Source organism: Nisaea acidiphila, assembly GCF_024662015.1.
Classification (GTDB): Bacteria; Pseudomonadota; Alphaproteobacteria; order Thalassobaculales; family Thalassobaculaceae; genus Nisaea; species Nisaea acidiphila.
The window spans coordinates 3,674,459-3,692,911 of sequence record NZ_CP102480.1 but is presented as its reverse complement, the minus strand read 5'-3'; the positions used below and the strand labels follow the sequence as shown (position 1 = coordinate 3,692,911).

Genomic DNA, 18,453 nt, shown 5'->3' with positions numbered 1-18,453 from the left:
ACGCCGTCGTTAGCAGGGTTGCCAGTTCATTTGCGCGACGGTGCCGTCAGCATCCCATGTCGGGAAATCGTTCGAAGCGGCGAAGTCGTTCGCATTCCGTGCGACATTCGCAGTGTTCCAGATGGCATAATTCCCCGCTTGCGGCGTACCGGTGCCGCTGAAGCTCCAGCTCGCTTTGGCGACCGGAACGTAAATCGACGTCACGCCGGGCGGGAGATACATCAGAGTGGTGACGAATGAGAGATCGATCACCGTCTCGGTGATGTCCGGATATGTGTGGAGGAAGAAGTGATTGTTCGGCGAATCCTGATATTCGATGGACGCCAGACCATCATCCAAAGCCTCTGATTCATAGGGCACGCCGCCGGGCTCGTGGTCGAGCGCGTCCGTGTAGACCAGACACGCCTTGGTGTCTGGGTCGCCGTAGGTCAGCGAGCTGTTGTCTGACGCGATCACCTGAAAAATAGAGAAGGTCCCGCCCAGATCCTCGATCTCCTCGTCAAGCTCGATGGCCGCGTCGCCGTATATTCCAGGACCGTCATCGGCTCCGGTAAGCTCGATCACGATGGCGGCGCCCCCTGGAAAATCAGGCTTATTGCTTGCCACGACATTGCCAATTGTCAGGTCTTCCGTGGTTTGTGTGTCAAGAATGGCCCCATAGATCTGAACGTCCAGGCTGCCATTTACCTGCTGCACCTGGCCGCAGGTCACGGTCGCCGCCGCGGTCACCGTCACCGCGTCCGCCCGAGCGGAAAAATAGAGCGACTGAGGGTTGGCCGTCATATCGCCCAGTTGCTGCACGGCGCCCGAATTGAGAGAGACGTTATACCCGGCGACGGGACTGCCCCCGTTCGTGCTCCAAGCCACCGCGTCGATCTCCGCCGGATTGCCGTCACAGGTCGCCGCCGCCTGGAAAATCTGCCGCATGCCGGTGACCACATTCGGCAGTTCCGCCGCGCCCACCCGCGTCACCGTGACCACGACGTCATCTCCGAACGCGGCAGCGGGCCAACAAAGGATCGTCGGCACGGCGAGAAACAGGCAAAGACGACGGACAGCAGAAATCGGATTGGTGGGGCTCGGCATCGCAACCTCCGGAAATACGGGTTTGCTTTTTGACGCAGCAAATCCGCATTTCGTGACGAGGAAGTTGGCCGGCGACGCGCCAGGTCGTGCTGTCGGATACTCCCCGGGCCGCTAGGGCGCCGGATGGGTCTCGCGCCAGTGCCGCGCGATGTCGAGCCGCCCGGTCACCCAGACGTCCTCGAAACGCTGGATGTAGTCGAGCAGGCGCGCGAGGCCGGCGGCCCGCGCCGGATGCCCGATGAGCCGCGTATGCAGGCCGATGGACATCAGTTTCGGCTGGGTCGCGCCTTCCTCGTAAAGCATGTCGAAGCCGTCCTGGATGAACTCGAAGAACTGCCGCCCGGTATTGAGCCAGCCGCGGGAAAACTTCGAGTCGTTATGGACCAGGGAATAGGGCACCACGAGATGAGGCTTCCCACCGGCTTCGGTCCAGTAAGGCAGCTCGTCGTTATAGGCATCGCTGTCATAGAGAAAGCCGCCCTCCTCCACCAGCAGCTCACGCGTCGCCTCGCCGGGACCGTGCCGGCAGTACCAGCCGAGCGGACGCTCCCCGATCGTCTTCTGCAGGGATGCGACCGCTTTGCGAATATGGTCGCGCTCTTCCTCGCGGGAGAGTTTGAAATGCTCGATCCAGCGCCAGCCGTGGCAGCAGATATCGTTGCCGCTTTCCCGAATCGCCGCCGCCATCTCCGGATTGCGCTCCACTGCCAGCGCGCAGGTGAAGAAGGTGACCGGCATCTCCCGCTCCTCGAAAAGCCGGAGCAGGCGCCAGAAACCGACCCGGCTGCCATATTCGAACATTGACTCCGCCGCGAGGTCCCGGCTGCCCGGATCGTTCGGCGAGCCCGGCGATTCCGTGAGCCCGGTCTCCGAGAAGCCGTCCCCGTCCGGGATCGAATATTCGGAGCCCTCCTCGATATTCATCACGAAATTGACCGCCAGCCGCGCGCCGTTCGGCCAGCGCGGATCCGGCGGGTTGGCCCCGTAGCCCACGAGATCGCGCGGATATGCCCTCATCTGCCACTCCCCTCTTCGTGCGAGTAGAGATTAGCGCGGTGTGGAGAGCGCTGCGATGCCTTGCGTGCCATTTGGCAATTTCCGATCTCGTACTAGTCTCGCCTGACCACGTTCATACCAATGGGAGAGAGAAATGGCGGTTCTGATTCTGGGCGGCGCCGGATTTGTCGGCCTCAATATCGCGGAAACCCTGCTCAGGACCGGAGAAACCGCCGTCATCTTCGACCGGCGGCAGCTGCCGCCCGCCGCCAAACGTGCCTTTGCGGACCAACCGGGCGAATGCGTCGAGGTGGTCGGCGATGCCCTGGAAGACGGCGTGCTGCTCTCCGTCCTGAAGGAGCACCAGGTCGATCGCATGTTCTGCGCCGCCGCGGTCACCGCCGGTCCGGAGCGGGACGCGAACGCGCCGCGCTCGATCCTCGAGGTCAATCTGATGGCCTTCACCGCCGCCCTGGAAGCGGCGCGGGACGCCGGCCTCACCCGCGTGATCAATGTCGGCTCCACCGCTGCCTACGGCTCGACCGCCTTCGGCGACAAACCGCTGTCGGAAGATCTGCCTGCCTGGCCGCACAATCTCTATTCGACGACCAAGTTCGCTTCGGAATGCATCACCCGCAGGCTGGCGGACCTCTGGGAGATGGATCTCTTCAGCGTCCGGCTCTCCGGCGTCTTCGGTCCCTGGGAGGTCGACAGCGGGCTGCGCGACACGCTCAGCCCGCAGATGCAGGCTTCACTGATCGCGCTCAAGGGCGGCGAGGCGACGCTGCGCTACCGCGACATGCGCGACTGGACCTACAGCCGCGACATTGCCGACGCGCTGGTCCGCCTGATCAACACCAAGGAACGGCCCTACGACGTCTTCAACATCAGTTGCTCCGCCGCCTGGAGCACGGCCGACTGGTGCGAAATGCTCGCCGGTGCCTATCCGGACTTCTCCTGGCGGCTGGCGGAAGAGAACGAAGAGCCGACGGTGAACCTGCACGGAGATACGGACCGGCAGCTACTCGTCAGCGCGCGCCTGAAGGAAGCGCTCGGCTGGTCGCCGGACCTGAAGCCGGAGCGGAACTTCAAAGATTTCAAAAGATGGGCGGATGCTTACGGCGATTACTGGATGGGATAGGAAGCAAGGCCTACTGCTTGAAGCAATAATCACGATGCCATCTGAGAAAACTTGGATGAGGCCGATCCGATGGACGGATTGTTGGAAGCGCATGCCCCGTGCTGTTTATGAGTGCTCGTACCGCTCCTTGGTCGTTCGCTTGCCGCGAAACAAGTACCTCCAAATCATCTCCCAGACTTATGAGGCCCCGGTCGAACATCCAGTGCACAGTGCCGGAGAGCGCGAGACCATTGTTCACAATATCTGGACCGTCGTTCGCAACTGGCTGGATATGAGCAGCCTCGACCTCAGCTCGGCCACCCCCGTTAATCAATTTTATTCCGCTGATAGCACAACGCGCATCATAAGCACGCAGCACGACCTCTCTAAAAACACGGTCGCGAACAGCGCGCGTTGATAGGATGGAAATGCGACCTCGCTCGAACTCATGAGTAAATGGTGTTTGGGGCTCATCAAACTCGAAGGCTCGCGGCTCGTTCGCTTCTCTCGGAAGAACCGATGTCTCCTCACCCAATCCGATGTCCAGAATACGGTAAAAATCTTCGTCCGACAGCGGACGGACTGCAGATTGAGCCCGACCGGTCAGTTTTCCATCCGGGCTCAGCAAACCATGCTCAACGTATTCACCCTCCACCGTCAGCGACACTGGCCGAGGAAATGGCAGATAGCTCCCCGGCTCAATCAGAACTAGAAAGTGATCTTGTTTAGATGGATCTGGAACGATCTCAGATACTTTGGCAACCGCATAGTACCCACGCGTATTGGGTACTTTTGTCGGCTCGTAATAAATGATCCAGTCGCCCAAGCACCCCGATGCCCGACCCAGATACTGGCTCGGAAATTGGTAGTGCTTAGCCGGACTATCATCGTAGATCGAGTCAGCCTTATGGATGAAGACCCCAAGCCCCATTGGGTTTTCTTATCTTGCAACCCAAAGTTAGTCTAGGCTGATTCGAGTTTCTCACCCCGCCTTGTTCTTCAGGCACACCATCTTCGCCGTCGTGCAGAACACTTCCATTGCGCGCTCCAGCTCGTCCGGGGTCGGCATGGTCGGGGCGAGGCGGATGTTGCGGTCGCGGGGGTCCTTGCCGTAGGGGAAGCAGGCGCCCGAGGCGGTCAGCTTCACCCCGGCCTCTGCGCAGAGCTTCACGGTCTCCGCAGCACAACCGTCGGTGAGGTCCACGCTGACGAAATAGCCGCCCTCGGGCTTGGTCCAGGTCGCGAGATCCGTGCCCGCGAAAGCCTTCGAGAGCGCCTCCTCCACGACCGCGAATTTCGGCGCGATGATCTCGGCATGCTTCTTCATATGCGCCTCGATCCCGGCCTGATCCTTGAAGAAACGGACATGGCGGAGCTGGTTGATCTTGTCCGGTCCGATGGTGGCGAAGAACATGCGCTCCAGCGCGTCCTTCACGTTGGCCTCCGAGGCCGACATCGCCGCGACGCCGGCACCGGCGAGACTGATCTTGGAGGTGGAGACGAAGGTCAGGATGCGGTCCGCGTTGCCCGCCGCCTCGGCCGCCTTCTGGATATTCTTTACCGTCGCGATCTCACCGGTCAGGTGATGCACCACATAGGCATTGTCCCAGATGATGCGGAAATCGGGCGCCGCGCATTTCATCGCCGCCAGCCGGTCCACCGTCAGATCGGAATAGATCGCGCCGGTCGGGTTGGAATATTTCGGCACGCACCAGATGCCTTTGATCGAGGCATCCTCGGCGACCATCGCCTCGACCGCGTCCATGTCCGGCCCGTCATCCAGCATCTCGACCGGCAGCATCTCGATCCCGAGCCGCTCGCAGATCGCGAAATGCCGGTCATAGCCGGGCACCGGGCAAAGGAACTTCGCGCCGTTCCAGGGGCCGTCGCCACCCGGAACCCCGAAGGTGACCGCCCCCGCCAGCGCGTCGTACATCATCGCGAGACTGCCGTTGCCGCCGACAATCACCCGGTCGGGCGCCGTCTCCATCAGTCTTGCGAACAGCTTTCGCGCCTCGGGGATGCCCGCGAGGATACCGTAATTGCGGTAATCGGTACCGTCCTCGCCCTTGCAATCGTCGCTATGGACGAGATCGAACATGCCCGCCGCGAGGTCGAGCTGCGCGGCCGAGGGTTTGCCTCGTGTCATGTCGATATTCTGGTTGCGGGCTTTCAGATTCTGGTAGGCAGCCGTGAGGCTTTCGAGCTCGGACATGGGTCCCGATCCGGAATGCGATGTTGCGATGCCGCAAAACCTAACAAAGCCGGACCGGGGAAGCCAGAGCCACTTCAGGAGGCGACGGAAAGCCGCCCGCGCTGGCCGAACTCGTTGATCAGCCCCTGCACCATCCCCGACGATCTGGCATCGGAAACGAAGCGTTTGACCGCCTTCGCGAAAGCCGGGTTGCCCGGCTTCACGCCGACCGCCTGGCGGACCGCAGTATAGGCGCCGTCGAGCACCCGCGCGCCGGGCATGGCCTCGGCATTCTCCAGCAGCGCCGGACGCAGGCCCGCGAGCGCGTCGAGCTTCTGGTTCTGGAACAGCTCGAAAGCTGCCGCGAGGCCCGGCGCCCGCTTCAGTTCAGCGTGCTTGAGGGCACGGGACAGGTAAAGGTCGTAGGCGGACCGCTCGGAGACCGCGATCCTGATACCGGGCTGGTCGACCTCCTCGATACTCTGGATTTTCGAGCCGGCCGGGACGAGATAGGTCGCCTCAATCTCGGCATAGGCACCGCAGAACTCGATGGTCTCGGCCCTCTTCGGGTCTTCTGCGATGAGGCAGATATCCCATTCGTCGGCATCCACCGCGTCCGCCGCCGCTCCCGGCGAGGGATAGGTTTGATAACTGATGGAAAACCCGAGACTCCGCGCGATCGCGCCAGCCATCGAGGGCGAGACTCCGGTCGGATTGCCGATGTCGTTCTTCCCGGTCACGAGCAATATATTGCCCAGATTGATCGCCGCCCTGAGCTTCCCAGGCTCCGTCAGCCCGAAATCGTCGATCTCGATCATACCGGTTTCACTCCCCACGCAACGCAATTCCGGAGGCCGGCGAAACGGCCTGTTGCGTCATACTATACGGCTCAACGATTTCGGGGGGAAGTCTTTGTAGAATCGAGAGAATTTCGGACAAATAGATAAAATTCGAGCTAATTGACTGATGTTACGAGCGAAGCTCAGCGACTCCTCGGCGCCCTCAGCTTTCCGTTCACAAAATGGTCCGCCCAGCGCTCTTCAAGTCAGTTGGAAGCATTTTCGGAGGGCCAAATGAGTATTTCCCCAAAACCCTTATGGAGACGCCTCGCCGGGCGGTGCCTGCTGGCTACGGCATTACTGAGCGCGAGCCCGCTCCCGGCACTGGCAGTGACCGACTGCGAGGCATTGACGCTCTATGGCAACGCGATGAACCAGAGGCTGTGCCGGACATTAAGCCCGACGACGCAGAATCTGTGGGTTTGCGGCCTCACCACCGGTGCAACCGATGTGCATATCACCTTCAATCGCAACACCCCGCTGCACCTGACCGTGCGCGTCAATCCGGGCAATCCGACCTGCCAAGGCAACACGCCGATCGGCGGCGCCTTCCCCGGTGCCATGACGATGCCCGGAGCCCCCGCTCAGATCTGCGGCGTGAACACACAGAACTGGCTCAATCGTCTGAACGCCGTGGCGCAAATGCCGGCCGGAGCTCACACCCTGTGCCGCGCGCCGTTCATCGCCATGATCGGCAGCGGCCGGATGACTCCGGGGGATGCCCAGACCTATCTGAACCAGTGCGACAATGGGAACGCCCCGCCGCCGCCGCCGGTCTGCCCGTAAAATCCTCTCAGCTACTGCCGCCGGCAAGACCCGGCGGCAGCCCGAGACAGCGCATCGCGGCCGGGCGCTCCGCCGCCTTCGCGAAGCAGACCCGCACCGCGGGAGACTCCGCCAGCAGCGCCGCCGGTTCCGGGAACCACATCACAAGCATCGCCAGATAGGCCTCGAGCAGACTGAAGCGGCCGCCCAGATGACAGGGCCCGTTTGCCGCCAGATGCCGTTCGACAGGACGCCAGGCATCGCGGATCAACTCCAGCGCCTTCGCCCGCATCTCGTCTTCCAGCCCAGGCGCCGGAGCGTAGCGGTGCGGATAGTAGAAGAGCTTGTAGGAGGGCTGGACGCTGTTCGAAAGATAAGAAAGCCATTGCAGGAAGGCGCCGCGATACGGGTCGCCCGGCGGCGGCGCCAGTTCGTCGAGACCGTGCCGCTCGATCAGGAACTGGCAGATCGCCGCCGTCTCATTGACAAAGCCGCCCTCCGGCAGTTCCAGCGCCGGCACCTTGCCGGCCGGATTGCGCGCGAGGAAGGCGTCGGACCTCTGCTCGCCCGCAGTGAGGTCCACCGGCACGATCTCGTGCGCGATCCCCGCCTCCTCCAGCACATATTGCGGCAGCAGGGCCGCGGTCCGGTCCGTCCAGTAGAGCCGGTAACAGGCCGTTCGATCTGACATTGATCCTTTCCCCCGGGTCGCACGGTGCATGACTTTATATCCGGACCCGGTATCCTTCAGGCAAGAAACGCAGGAGGAAAACAAACATGACCGCGAAACCCTATTCCGGCATCTGGCCGGTTGCACCGACCCCCTTCACCGACGCCGGCGCCGTCGATTTCGAAGGCATGAAGCGGGTCATCGACTGCATGGTCGACCAGGGCGTCGACGGGATCTGCATCCTCGCCAATTTCTCCGAGCAGTTCCTGCTGAGCGACGAGGAGCGCGCGGCCCTGACCCGGCTCTGTCTCGAGCATACGGCCGGGCGCGTGCCTGTCATCGTCACGATCTCCCATTTCTCTACCGGCATCGTCGAAGGACGGGCGCGCGAAGCGGCGGCGATGGGCGCGGCGATGGTGATGATGATGCCGCCCTATCACGGCGCCGCCCTCAAGGCCGATGAAGAGGCCATGTTCGAGCATTTCGCGGGCGCCGACGCTGCCGGCGGAATCCCGATCATGGTGCAGGACGCGCCGCTTTCCGGGGTCGCCCTTTCCGTGCCGTTCCTCGTGCGGATGGCACGGGAGATCGAACAGGTGAAGCTGTTCAAGATCGAGGTGCCTCAGGCGGCAGCCAAGCTCCGCGCCCTGCTGGCGGAAGGCGGCGACGCCATCGAGGGACCGTTCGACGGAGAGGAGGCGATCACATTGCTCGCCGATCTCGATGCCGGCGCCACCGGCTCCATGACCTCAGCCATGATCCCCGACCTGATCCGCCCGGCCATCGCCGCCCATCTCGCGGGCGACCGCACGGGAGCCAAGCGGATCTACTGCGAGCTGCTGCCGCTGATCAATTTCGAGAACCGGCAATGCGGCTGGCGGGCGAGCAAGGCGGTGATGAAGGAAGGCGGCGTGATCGCCTCTGAACATGTCCGCCACCCGGTCCGCCCGCTGCATCCGGAAACGCGCGCGCAGCTTCTGGAGCTCGCGCGCGAAGCGGATCCGCTGGCGCTCCGCTGGGGGCGGTGAGATGATGAGTTAGAATTTGTTCGCGATAGGAGAGGTATTTCCCGGACATGCAGGCCTTTGAACCGACACTCCTGTCGGCCGTCGACCAGCTCCCGGCGCCGAGCGAACCGGCCCTCTCTTTCCTTGAGGCCTGGAAAGCCGCACGCCGGGGAAATACCGTCCCGCAGAAACGGGATTTCGACCCGCTGCTGGTACCGCAGCTCCTCCCCTATATCTGGATCTATCAGCACGATCCCGAAACGGATCTCTATCGCTGCCGTCTTGCGGGAGAGAAGATCCACGACGCTTGGGGCGGCTCGATCATGGGCAAGAGCTCGCTGGAAATTCTCGGCGGTCCGGACAATGACGTCGTCACCGAAATCTGGCGGGCGGTGCTCGGCACCCCACTGGTTCATTACGGTAGCGACGAAAGGCTCTCCGGCACCATGCTCTATCGCGCCGAGCGGATGGTTGCGCCGCTCGCGGACGCAGGCGATACCCCAGCCTTCATCCTGGGGATCAGTCTCTACGCGCTCGGCGGCGAGATAAACTATTCGCCGCCGGCACTATTGCAGCGCACCTTCCATATTCTCTGCCGCGATATCTGAGCGGCGCGATAAATATTCAGTGACGCGGATGTGACTGTCTGGATGCGGACGCAGCGCCTACCGTTCCGGTCTCTTTCCCAGCAAGGGAGACCGTCACGTGCGCCAGCAACTCCGGACCGGCCTGATTGCGGCCGTCCTTCTCGCCGCCCTGTCCATCCAGCCTTTCACCGCCCGTGCCGACAGTCACGGCGACGGCCTGATCGTGAAGACCAGCGCCTTCGGCGTCACCAAGACGCTCGACCGTCTCGGCATCGTTCTGGAGCGGGCGGGCATAACCGTGTTCGCCCGGATCGACCATGCCAAGGGTGCCGGAAAAGTCGGCCTCGATCTGCCGCCGACAGCCCTGATTATCTTCGGCAATCCGAAACTCGGCACGCCCCTGATGCAATCGAACCAAAAGATCGGCCTCGACCTGCCCCTGAAGGCACTGGCCTGGCAGGAGGCCGACGGCAGCGTAAAACTCGGCTATACCGATCCGGCCTGGCTGGCGAAGCGCCACGGCATCGCGGACCGGGACTCGGTGTTCCAGAAGATGGCCGGAGCGCTGAAAAAGTTCACCGACATGGCGGTGACGAAGGGCGGCCTGCCCAAGCAGTAGACGCTAGGCCGCCCCCGTTTCCGGATCCGGTATCGTGCCTTTCCAGTGCGGGCGCGCGGAGAAGGTCTTCAGCAACTGCCAGGCATAGCTCTCGCGGACCGAGGTCTCGCCCGCATGGTCCGCCGGGGTCAGCGGGGCGGAGAGCGCGGGTTCGAGGAAGAAACCGACCGAACGGCGCGGGCCGTCGCTCGCCCGGACCCGGTGCGGGGTCGCCGGAACGACGCCGCGCGTCAGCCCGGTCATGACCGAGCCGACATGGACGGAGATCGCGTTCTCCACCATCGGGATCGCCCGCCAGACGCCGTCCTGTCCCTCGGCCTCCAGCCCCGGAGCCTCCTGCCAGAGCAGCGAGAGGCCGGACTCGTCCAGATGCCGGGCGGCGGAGACCTTCACCCCGTCGGGCCCGGTCTCGGGATTGGCCGCGCCTTTCGCGTAGGAAAGAAAGCGCAGGGTCGAGTGGGCGCCGTCGAAGCGCGCGCCGATCGCCGCCTCGTCGAAGCCGGCGGAACGCCCGAGCGAGCGGATCATCGCCTGCGCCACCCGGTTCAGATGGTCGTAATGGGCGCGGACCGTCGCGCACCAGCCCGGCTCCGGTTCCGGATCGGGCCACGGCGTCGGCTCTGCCAGCATCTCCGCGCCCGGCAGGTCCGGTCCCGGTTCGGGGTCGGCCGGGCCGACATCGAAATAGTCGTTCTGCAGCTTGCGGCCGGGCGTGACCGGCCAGTAGCCGCGATAGAGATTGGGGTTTCCGGAAACCTCGAGCCGCGTGGTCAGCGCCCGGCGCTGCGCCTCCGGCAGGTCGAAGACCCCGAGCCCCGCGCGCGCCCGTTCGTCGACCTTCTCCGCCTCGGGATAGTTCCGGATGATGACGCTGCCGGTGCTCCGGAGCCCGTCCCAGAGCGCCGCGTCGGCGGCATCGCGATCCGGACCCGCGGGACCGAACAGGGCGCCGATATCGATGGTGGCAACAGTGTCCATGGGCGGGGAACCTTTCGTTGGGAAAGCCGAGGGTCGACCGTTGCCGGCCATCCTCGCATATCCCGGTGCCCCGGCCCAGAGGGTGCGGCGCTTTAGTAGACCAGTTCGTCGTCCCCGCCGGAGCCGCCGATGACAAGCTCGCCGCGGTCGGCAAGGTCTTTCGCCGCGGTGACCATGGCGGTCTGCGCCTCCTCGACCTCCTTCAGCCGCATCGGGCCGAGCGACTGCATGTCCTCGCGCAGCAGCTTCGCCGCGCGCTCCGACATGTTGGAGAAGAAGAGGTCCTTCAGCTCCTCCGAGGCGCCCTTCAGCGCGATCGTCAGCTTGTCCTTGTCCACCGCGCGCAGCAGCGTCTGCACGCCGGCAGGGTCGATCCGCGCCAGATCCTCGAAGGTGAACATCAGGCTGCGGATCTTCTCCGCGCTGTCCTTGTTCCGCTCTTCGAGGGCCGAGAGGAAGCGGCTCTCCGTCGCGCGGTCCAGATTGTTGAAGATCTCCGCCATCATCTCGTGCGCGTCGCGCCGGTTGGTGCGGGCGAGGTTCGACATGAACTCGGTGCGCAGCACCCGCTCCACGTCCTTCTCGATCTCCTTGTTCACCGCCTCCATGCGCAGCATGCGCATCACCACTTCCATGGCGAAGTTTTCCGGCAGGATCGAGAGCACCTTGCCGGCATGGGCCTGGCCGATCTTGCCGAGGATCACGGCCACGGTCTGCGGGTATTCGTTCTTGAGGAAGTTCGCGAGGACCTGCTCGTTCACATTGGCGAGCTTGTCCCACATGGTCCGGCCGGCCGGACCCCGGATCTCCTCCATGATCTCGTTGACGCGGTCGCCGCCGAGCACCTTGGTCAGCAGGCGCTCGGTCGAATCCATCGAGCCGACGAGAGAACCGGTGGAGGAAACCTGCTCCGCGAACTCGACAAAGAGCCGCTCGACGATGTTCGAGCTGACCGTGCCGAGCCCGGCCATCACCTGCGAGACTTCCTTGATTTCCTCGTCGTCCAGCAGGGAGAAGAGCTTGCCCGCCTGATCCTCGCCGAGCGACATCAGCAGGATGCCTGCCTTCTCCGGACCGGTAATGCCGCGATAGTCTTCGCGAATGCGCATGCCCATGGGTCAGCCTCTCAGAGGATGTTCAAGATTCGGCGGGAATCCTAACAAAACGCCATGAAAAATCATAGCCTTACTAAAAATATCAGGTTGAGGGCGCGCTCGGCCGCGCCGGATTTGCCAAGCGCGCCGGACTGACGGAGACTTGGCCGCAAAAGACGAGAAGATCATCAGGGGGACCGGGGAATGCGTTTGAAGGACAAGGTGGCGATCGTGGTCGGCGCCGGCCAGCAGCCGGGCGAGACAATCGGCAACGGGCGCGCGGTGGCGCTCCGTTTCGCCGAGGAGGGCGCGAAACTGCTGCTGGTCGACGCCAACGAGGACTGGGCGCGGGAGACCGAGGCGCTCTGCCGCGAGAGCGGCGCCGAGACGGAGGTCCTGAAAGCGGACATCACGAACGAAGAGGATTGCCGCCGGATCGCGGAGACCTGCAAGGCCCGCTTCGGGCGCATCGACATCCTGCATAACAATGTCGGCCGCTCCCGCGGCGACCGGCCGACGCCGGAGATGGACGCCGCCATGTGGGACGAGCTGATGGCGATGAACCTGAAAGGCATGTTCCTGACCGCCAAGCACGTGCTGCCGGTGATGCGGGAACAACGGAGCGGCGTGATCCTCAACATCTCCTCCACCTCCTCCCTCGCCGCCCGCGGCACCGTGACCTACAAGACCTCCAAGGGCGCGGTGAACACGCTGACCCAGCATCTCGCGATGGAGAACGCGCCTTACGGCATCCGCGCCAACGTCATCCTGCCGGGCCTCGTCGACACGCCGATGGCGATCGAGCGGCGGGCCAAGGAGACCGGCAAGGACCGCGAGGCGATCCGCGCCGAACGCAAGGCGGACGTGCCGCTCGCGGGGCGGGCGGGGACCGCCTGGGACGTGGCGAACGCGGCGCTCTATCTCGCGTCGAACGAGGCGGGGTATGTGACGGGGGTGTGTTTGCCGGTGGATGGAGGGCTGACGGCAAATGTGGGGTAGCCCTTAAACTCTCCGCCGGGATCCCTCTCACCGTCATCCCGGCCGCAGAGCCGGGACCTTATGCAACCTCGCCCCCCATCTCCATCCGTGATCCCGACGGAAGTCGGGATGACGGGTTAAGGGATGACCGGTTTAAGGTGAGGAAGCGGAGCACCTTGCCTCCACACACCCTCAGTAATGATACCGGCACTGCGCGATCTGCAGCTGGTCCTCGTGGACGCGGTAGACCAGCCGGTGCTCCAGCGTCAGCCGCCGCGACCACCAGCCGGAGAGCGGCCCCCGCAAAGGTTCCGGCTTGCCGGTCCCCTCGAAGGGCGTCCGCGTGCATTCGCGGATCAGGGCATTCAGACGCTGATGCAGCTTCCGGTCCGTCTTCTGCCAATGGAGGTAGTCCTCCCAGGCCCGCTCGTGGAAGACGAGCTTCATTCCTCGAGCTGTTCTTCCCGTCCGGCCCCGGCTTCGAGCGCGCTCACCGCCTCGATCAGCCGGTCCGCATTCTCCGGGCTGCGCAGCAGGTAGCGGGTTTCCTCGTAGGAGGCGAAATCCTCAAGCGACATCAGCACGGCCGCCGGCTTGCCCCGGTCCCGCGTGATGATCACCGGCTCATGATCCGCCGTCACGCTGTCGAGCGTGGCCGCGAGGTTTCGCCGGAGGTCGCTGTAGGATTTGGTGCGCATGGAAGAAATGTACGTAATTGCGTACAAATTGCAATGGGTGTTTGGAGTTGCATCGACGAGGAAGGTGAATGGATTTGAGCCCCCTTAATTCACTAAGGAAAATAAATAAAAAATAATAAAAACTACGCCAAAAATTAAACAATCACCGAGGATGGCGAAACCTCAAGAAAATCTGGATTATTATGCTTTATAAATCCTCTAATCGAATTTTTATTAATCCCCTTAACTAACCGCTCATCAACAATGAATACCACCAAACCAGAAATAATACGAGACGATAAGAATATTTTTAGTTTTTCGACAGAAAAATCATTCTCGTCCGCCCCAGAAACATGCGTCAATAATGCCGAATCAAAATAAGAAACGTGGTATTTTGTAAAATACTCGATTACTTCTCTGTGATGAAATTTTGGATTCTCAAAAACAGGCTTCGCTCGGAAATCAAATACACAGGAAACGCTGTTTTTCATCAAGAGATTTGAAAGCCTCTCTTGATCTAATTCTTCTATATTAAAAAATACAAACCTTCTATCCTTCCGCCCCCAAACTCCGAAGAGGTCAGCTTCGTCAATAGATACAGCTTCTTCTCCGCCGATAGCCCGACTGTGCTTGATTGGAAAATTAACGATGTTTTTCGCCATTTCAGCCTCGCGAAACAAGTTCGACGGCCTTCTTCTCAACATCTTCCAAATTAAGGACGCGCACCGCAGCCTGCGGCACATCGGCCGACGGCGACACTAGGGTACCTGATTCGTCCTTCAGCTCCGCACGTTTTGTGAAAAAATCTTCGTACATTCGCGGACCAACACCGGTGAAAGGCACTACAACCATTCTGTCCGGCGTCTTACCCTTTTCGATCCGCTCGGACGAGATCGAATCATAGTGCAGCTCTGTCGCCAGGCTTTTTACGTACGGCTCGATGTACTGAACTTCGTATATTCCCGCGGTAACCATATGCCTTGCACAATTGTGACAAGGGTATGTAGTACAATATAATGTTGCTCCCGTCGTTTTTGCCCCAGATCGAGCAGCGTTAAATAAAGCATTCATCTCAGCATGAATAGAGCGCGAATACTCAACAATATCCTTAATTCCCGGTATCTTTAAAAAAAGATCATCATCAGATTCAAAAAAATCTTTTACCCTCTCCTTCGTTTTCTCCCTTGCTTTAGCTGCAGTATCCGCAGCCCCATCTTTAGGCTTTGGATGCGACAGCTCCGAAATTATCTCAGATAAATTATTGGAAAGCCATTCACCAATCTGACTTCTAAGTTGTTTTTTCTTTCTTTGGTTATGACAACCAGTAAATTTTATTTCCTCCTTACCATTATGAGTCACCCACCCCCATGCGTGACATCTATTATCTCCGCGCATTCCCTCTTCATAAACACCACCGCCAAAAGACGGCACCTCATTTGTGCCAGTGGACACCAGCGTTCCAGCCCGATCAATCAACGCGGCGCCAACCTGTCGAGACAAACACGACGATTGCAGTGCCGCAACATGCGCACAGTACATTCCCCTTTCCGACTGCGTCGGACGAATAATACCTCCCCCCAGAACGAGTTTGATAAAGCGATCTAGATCACCTGTGAGCAGAGCTCCATCGCTTGCTGCTCCATTGTTATCAATAAAAAAATCAGCCAGATAAAATGCATCTCGAACTTGCTGACCATGTGAGTTCTCAGAGTCCTTCTCGTCTCTATCCATAAGCGAGAAAACACCGTCGACCTCGACACCGCTGTATTTTTTTGTTTCCGTCTTAGCCCCGATCAGCCGTTTTTCGCGTACAGAACGTTCACAGTGGACAGCAATTAATCGAAATGAACGATCATAAACCTGCCTTAATAAATTCACCTCGGCGGAATGCTTTATAGAATCAAGAATGAAAGCAATTTTATGTTCTCCAGCCCTCCTGCTACCGCGAAGCTCTTGAATTTTCTTTGCCGCAAGAGATGCGACAGCGAAATCACCATGGCTTTCGCGCAACTTGTCTCCCATACCTTGAAGTGCTTCAGCTCTATCAAACTTGGAGCGCCCCTCCTCAATTCCCTCCTTAACGTCTGGGACAGAACCTGCTGGTGCCATTTCCGCAATTAGATCACTTAGCTTTATCCGCTGGACTTCATATTCCTCCGCCTCCAGCAACACACCAAGTCGCCTCGCAGCAGTTGAGCAACCCGCTCCAACATACCCAACTAGACCGACTACCAACTCTTTCGAAATTGGTGCAATTGGCTCCGCCGATTTTTCTTTATCTTCGTTCGCAGCTTTAAGCTCTGCCCTAGCGCCCACTGTTCTCACTCCCTCAATGCATCAGCATTTTTTATAGCGTGTAATATTTACGTAAATATCGATTTAAGGTCGAACCGAAATTGGCGAAACGAACCCAGTCTACACCCGCTTTAATATCAGAAAATGGTTGATTGCCAGCAGTTCCTGGTTAACACGCGGGCCTGAAATTGCATTCAATCCGACGGCTAAAATCTCCGGAGCTTCCCTCACCTCCCCTCACCGCCTACATTCCCCTCATGAGCACGCAACTCGAAGACGCCCCCGCCGCTCCGCTCGTCGGCGCGCTGAAGCCCGACCTGAAATCCGACGCGGCGCCGCAGGATCGCGGGCGGCCGTTCGAGATTTCGTCCGACTTCGCGCCGGCGGGCGACCAGCCGGCGGCGATCAAGGATCTGGTCGGCGGGATCGAGGCCGAGGAGATGGACCAGGTGCTGCTCGGGGTCACCGGCTCGGGCAAGACCTTCACCATGGCGCACGTGATCCAGCAGGTCCGGCGCCCCGCCCTCGTGCTGGCGCCGAACAAGACGCTGGCGGCGCAGCTCTACGGCGAGATGAAGAGCTTCTTCCCAAACAACGCGGTCGAGTATTTCGTCTCCTATTACGACTATTACCAGCCGGAGGCCTACGTCCCGCGCACCGATACCTATGTCGAGAAGGAAGCCTCGATCAACGAGCAGATCGACCGGATGCGGCACTCGGCGACGCGCGCGCTGCTGGAGCGCGACGACGTCATCATCGTCGCCTCGGTCTCCTGCATCTACGGTATCGGCGCGGTCGAGACCTACGGCAAGATGACGGTCAACGTAAAGGCCGGCGCGACCATCGACCAGACCAGGCTGATGCGCCAGCTGGTCGAGCTGCAGTACCGGCGCAACGACGCGAGCTTCCACCGCGGCACCTTCCGGGTGCGCGGAGATTCGATCGAGATCTTCCCGGCCCACCTCGAGGACCGCGCCTGGCGGCTCTCGCTGTTCGGCGACGAGGTCGACCAGATCCACGAATTCGACCCGCTGACCGGGCAGAAGACGACGAGCCTCGAGCAGATCCGGATCTTCGCCAACAGCCACTATGTGACGCCGAAGCCGACGCTGACCCAGGCGGTGAAGGCGATCAAGCAGGAGCTGAAGCTCCGGCTCGACGAGATGAACAAGGCGGGCAAGCTGCTGGAGGCGCAGCGCCTCGAACAGCGCACCGTGCTCGACATGGAGATGATGGAGGCGACCGGCTCCTGCGCCGGGATCGAGAACTATTCGCGCTATCTCTCCGGGCGCAATCCGGGCGAGCCGCCGCCGACTCTGTTCGAGTACCTGCCGGAGAACGCGCTGCTGATCGTCGACGAAAGCCACGTCACGGTGCCGCAGATCGGCGCCATGTACAAAGGCGACTTTGCGCGGAAATCGACGCTCTCGGAATTCGGCTTCCGCCTGCCCTCCTGCATGGACAACCGGCCGCTCAAGTTCGAGGAATGGGAGGACATGCGCCCGCAGACGGTCTTCGTCTCGGCCACCCCCGGCCCCTGGGAGCTCGATCGCACCGGCGGCGTCTTCATCGAGCAGGTGGTGCGCCCGACCGGCCTGACCGACCCCGAATGCATCATCCGCCCGACCGAGACCCAGGTCGACGACGTGATCGCGGAGTGCAAGGAGTGCGCGGCGCTCGGCCAGCGGGTGCTGATCACCACGCTCACCAAGAAGATGGCCGAGGCGCTGACCGAATACATGCACGAGGCCGGCATCAAGGTGCGCTACATCCACTCGGACGTGGACACGCTGGAGCGGATCGAGATCATCCGCGACCTCCGGCTCGGCGTGTTCGACGTCCTGATCGGCATCAACCTGCTGCGCGAGGGGCTCGACATCCCGGAATGCGCGCTGGTCGCGATCCTGGATGCCGACAAGGAGGGCTATCTGCGCTCCCGGACCTCGCTGGTGCAGACCATCGGCCGCGCGGCGCGGAACGTCGAGGGGCGGGTCCTGCTCTATGCCGACAAGATGACCGACAGCCTCAAATACGCGATCGACGAGACCAACCGGCGGCGGGCGCGGCAGGAGGAATACAACAAGGCGCACGGCATCACGCCGGAGAGCGTCAAGAAGTCGATCGGCGATATTCTCGAAAGCGTCTACGAGCGCGGCGACCATGTCACGGTCGAGACCGGCTCCGACGAGGGCGAACTGGTCGGCAAGGACATTAAGCAGGTGATCTCCGAGCTGGAAGCCGCGATGCGGACCGCCGCCGCCGATCTCGAATTCGAGGAGGCGGCACGGCTGCGCGACGAGATCAAGCGGCTGGAGGCGGCCGATCTCGGCATGACGCTGGAAGGCAAGCCGCTGCCGAAGGGCGCGGTCGTGCGGATCAAGGGGCCGGTGCAGCCGCCAAAGGGCAAACCGCCGAAACGAACCAGCGGCAAACGCCGGAAATAAGGCAATGGCGGCAAGCCTGTCGCCACCGGGTGCGCAGCATTTCTCACATATCGCCCATGAATGTCATTGAAAGCAGGGGCATAGCTCTAATATCAAGGAACAGT

Annotated in this window: 19 protein-coding genes; 7 read left to right on the top strand and 12 right to left on the bottom strand. The window is 61.4% G+C overall.

Annotated features, from left to right (window positions below; translation table 11 throughout):
• Positions 1-9: 9 nt before the first annotated feature.
• On the bottom strand, positions 10-1,086 hold the full coding sequence (locus NUH88_RS17245) for a hypothetical protein (RefSeq protein WP_257767638.1): 1,077 nt from the start codon (positions 1,084-1,086) through the stop codon (positions 10-12).
• 111 nt (positions 1,087-1,197) lie between these two features.
• Positions 1,198-2,103 (bottom strand): allantoinase PuuE, encoded by a 906-nt coding sequence (locus tag NUH88_RS17240; protein ID WP_257767637.1) that lies wholly within the window; start codon positions 2,101-2,103, stop codon positions 1,198-1,200.
• A gap of 133 nt (positions 2,104-2,236) precedes the next feature.
• Between NUH88_RS17240 and NUH88_RS17235 the strand changes: the two genes are divergently transcribed.
• Positions 2,237-3,223: an NAD-dependent epimerase/dehydratase family protein gene (locus NUH88_RS17235; RefSeq protein WP_257767636.1), complete on the top strand. Its 987-nt coding sequence runs from the start codon at positions 2,237-2,239 to the stop codon at positions 3,221-3,223.
• A 10-nt stretch (positions 3,224-3,233) separates the two neighbouring features.
• Here NUH88_RS17235 and NUH88_RS17230 read toward each other — a convergent pair whose 3' ends face one another.
• The 3 genes from NUH88_RS17230 to NUH88_RS17220 all read right to left on the bottom strand — a co-directional run bounded on the left by NUH88_RS17230 (position 3,234) and on the right by NUH88_RS17220 (position 6,214).
• Positions 3,234-4,133, bottom strand: coding sequence for an HNH endonuclease (locus NUH88_RS17230; protein ID WP_257767635.1), 900 nt, complete (start codon positions 4,131-4,133; stop codon positions 3,234-3,236).
• Between the two features lie 51 nt (positions 4,134-4,184).
• Positions 4,185-5,417 carry an aspartate aminotransferase type Ic gene (locus NUH88_RS17225; protein ID WP_257767634.1) on the bottom strand — a complete coding sequence of 411 codons (1,233 nt, stop codon included), beginning with the start codon at positions 5,415-5,417 and terminating at the stop codon, positions 4,185-4,187.
• Positions 5,418-5,491: 74 nt separating this feature from the next.
• A complete protein-coding gene (locus NUH88_RS17220) occupies positions 5,492-6,214 on the bottom strand; it encodes a transporter substrate-binding domain-containing protein (protein WP_257767633.1) in 723 nt (240 codons plus the stop codon).
• A gap of 255 nt (positions 6,215-6,469) precedes the next feature.
• Between NUH88_RS17220 and NUH88_RS17215 the strand changes: the two genes are divergently transcribed.
• Positions 6,470-7,021, top strand: coding sequence for a hypothetical protein (locus tag NUH88_RS17215; RefSeq protein WP_257767632.1), 552 nt, complete (start codon positions 6,470-6,472; stop codon positions 7,019-7,021).
• Between the two features lie 7 nt (positions 7,022-7,028).
• On the opposite strand, the gene NUH88_RS17210 is transcribed toward NUH88_RS17215, so the two are convergent.
• A complete protein-coding gene (locus tag NUH88_RS17210; protein WP_257767631.1) occupies positions 7,029-7,691 on the bottom strand; it encodes a glutathione S-transferase family protein in 663 nt (220 codons plus the stop codon).
• An 86-nt stretch (positions 7,692-7,777) separates the two neighbouring features.
• Between NUH88_RS17210 and NUH88_RS17205 the strand changes: the two genes are divergently transcribed.
• The 3 genes from NUH88_RS17205 to NUH88_RS17195 all read left to right on the top strand — a co-directional run bounded on the left by NUH88_RS17205 (position 7,778) and on the right by NUH88_RS17195 (position 9,883).
• The gene (locus NUH88_RS17205) at positions 7,778-8,698 is read left to right on the top strand and encodes a dihydrodipicolinate synthase family protein (protein WP_257767630.1); all 921 of its coding nucleotides are present in this window, start codon (positions 7,778-7,780) and stop codon (positions 8,696-8,698) included.
• 47 nt (positions 8,699-8,745) lie between these two features.
• Positions 8,746-9,285 (top strand): PAS domain-containing protein, encoded by a 540-nt coding sequence (locus NUH88_RS17200; protein WP_257767629.1) that lies wholly within the window; start codon positions 8,746-8,748, stop codon positions 9,283-9,285.
• A gap of 97 nt (positions 9,286-9,382) precedes the next feature.
• Positions 9,383-9,883, top strand: a complete 501-nt coding sequence (locus NUH88_RS17195; protein WP_257767628.1) for a DUF302 domain-containing protein — start codon at positions 9,383-9,385, stop codon at positions 9,881-9,883.
• Between the two features lie 3 nt (positions 9,884-9,886).
• Here the strand turns inward: NUH88_RS17195 and NUH88_RS17190 are convergent, their stop codons facing one another.
• Positions 9,887-10,861, bottom strand: coding sequence for a 2OG-Fe(II) oxygenase family protein (locus NUH88_RS17190; RefSeq protein WP_257767627.1), 975 nt, complete (start codon positions 10,859-10,861; stop codon positions 9,887-9,889).
• A gap of 92 nt (positions 10,862-10,953) precedes the next feature.
• The gene (fliG, locus tag NUH88_RS17185) at positions 10,954-11,976 is read right to left on the bottom strand and encodes a flagellar motor switch protein FliG (RefSeq protein ID WP_257767626.1); all 1,023 of its coding nucleotides are present in this window, start codon (positions 11,974-11,976) and stop codon (positions 10,954-10,956) included.
• Positions 11,977-12,159: 183 nt separating this feature from the next.
• Between fliG and NUH88_RS17180 the strand changes: the two genes are divergently transcribed.
• Complete coding sequence (locus NUH88_RS17180) at positions 12,160-12,954, top strand: SDR family NAD(P)-dependent oxidoreductase (protein ID WP_257767625.1); 795 nt, start codon at positions 12,160-12,162, stop codon at positions 12,952-12,954.
• 171 nt (positions 12,955-13,125) lie between these two features.
• Here the strand turns inward: NUH88_RS17180 and NUH88_RS17175 are convergent, their stop codons facing one another.
• The 4 genes from NUH88_RS17175 to NUH88_RS17160 form a co-directional block, all read right to left on the bottom strand.
• A complete protein-coding gene (locus NUH88_RS17175) occupies positions 13,126-13,380 on the bottom strand; it encodes a Txe/YoeB family addiction module toxin (protein ID WP_257767624.1) in 255 nt (84 codons plus the stop codon).
• Positions 13,377-13,631, bottom strand: a complete 255-nt coding sequence (locus tag NUH88_RS17170; protein ID WP_257767623.1) for a type II toxin-antitoxin system Phd/YefM family antitoxin — start codon at positions 13,629-13,631, stop codon at positions 13,377-13,379. The genes NUH88_RS17175 and NUH88_RS17170 overlap by 4 nt, the downstream gene beginning before the upstream one ends.
• A 134-nt stretch (positions 13,632-13,765) precedes the next feature.
• Positions 13,766-14,272, bottom strand: coding sequence for a hypothetical protein (locus NUH88_RS17165; protein WP_257767622.1), 507 nt, complete (start codon positions 14,270-14,272; stop codon positions 13,766-13,768).
• A 1-nt stretch (position 14,273) separates the two neighbouring features.
• A complete protein-coding gene (locus NUH88_RS17160; protein ID WP_257767621.1) occupies positions 14,274-15,926 on the bottom strand; it encodes an anti-phage dCTP deaminase in 1,653 nt (550 codons plus the stop codon).
• A gap of 236 nt (positions 15,927-16,162) precedes the next feature.
• Between NUH88_RS17160 and uvrB the strand changes: the two genes are divergently transcribed.
• Positions 16,163-18,349: an excinuclease ABC subunit UvrB gene (gene uvrB, locus NUH88_RS17155; protein WP_257767620.1), complete on the top strand. Its 2,187-nt coding sequence runs from the start codon at positions 16,163-16,165 to the stop codon at positions 18,347-18,349.
• The last annotated feature ends 104 nt before the right edge of the window (positions 18,350-18,453 follow it).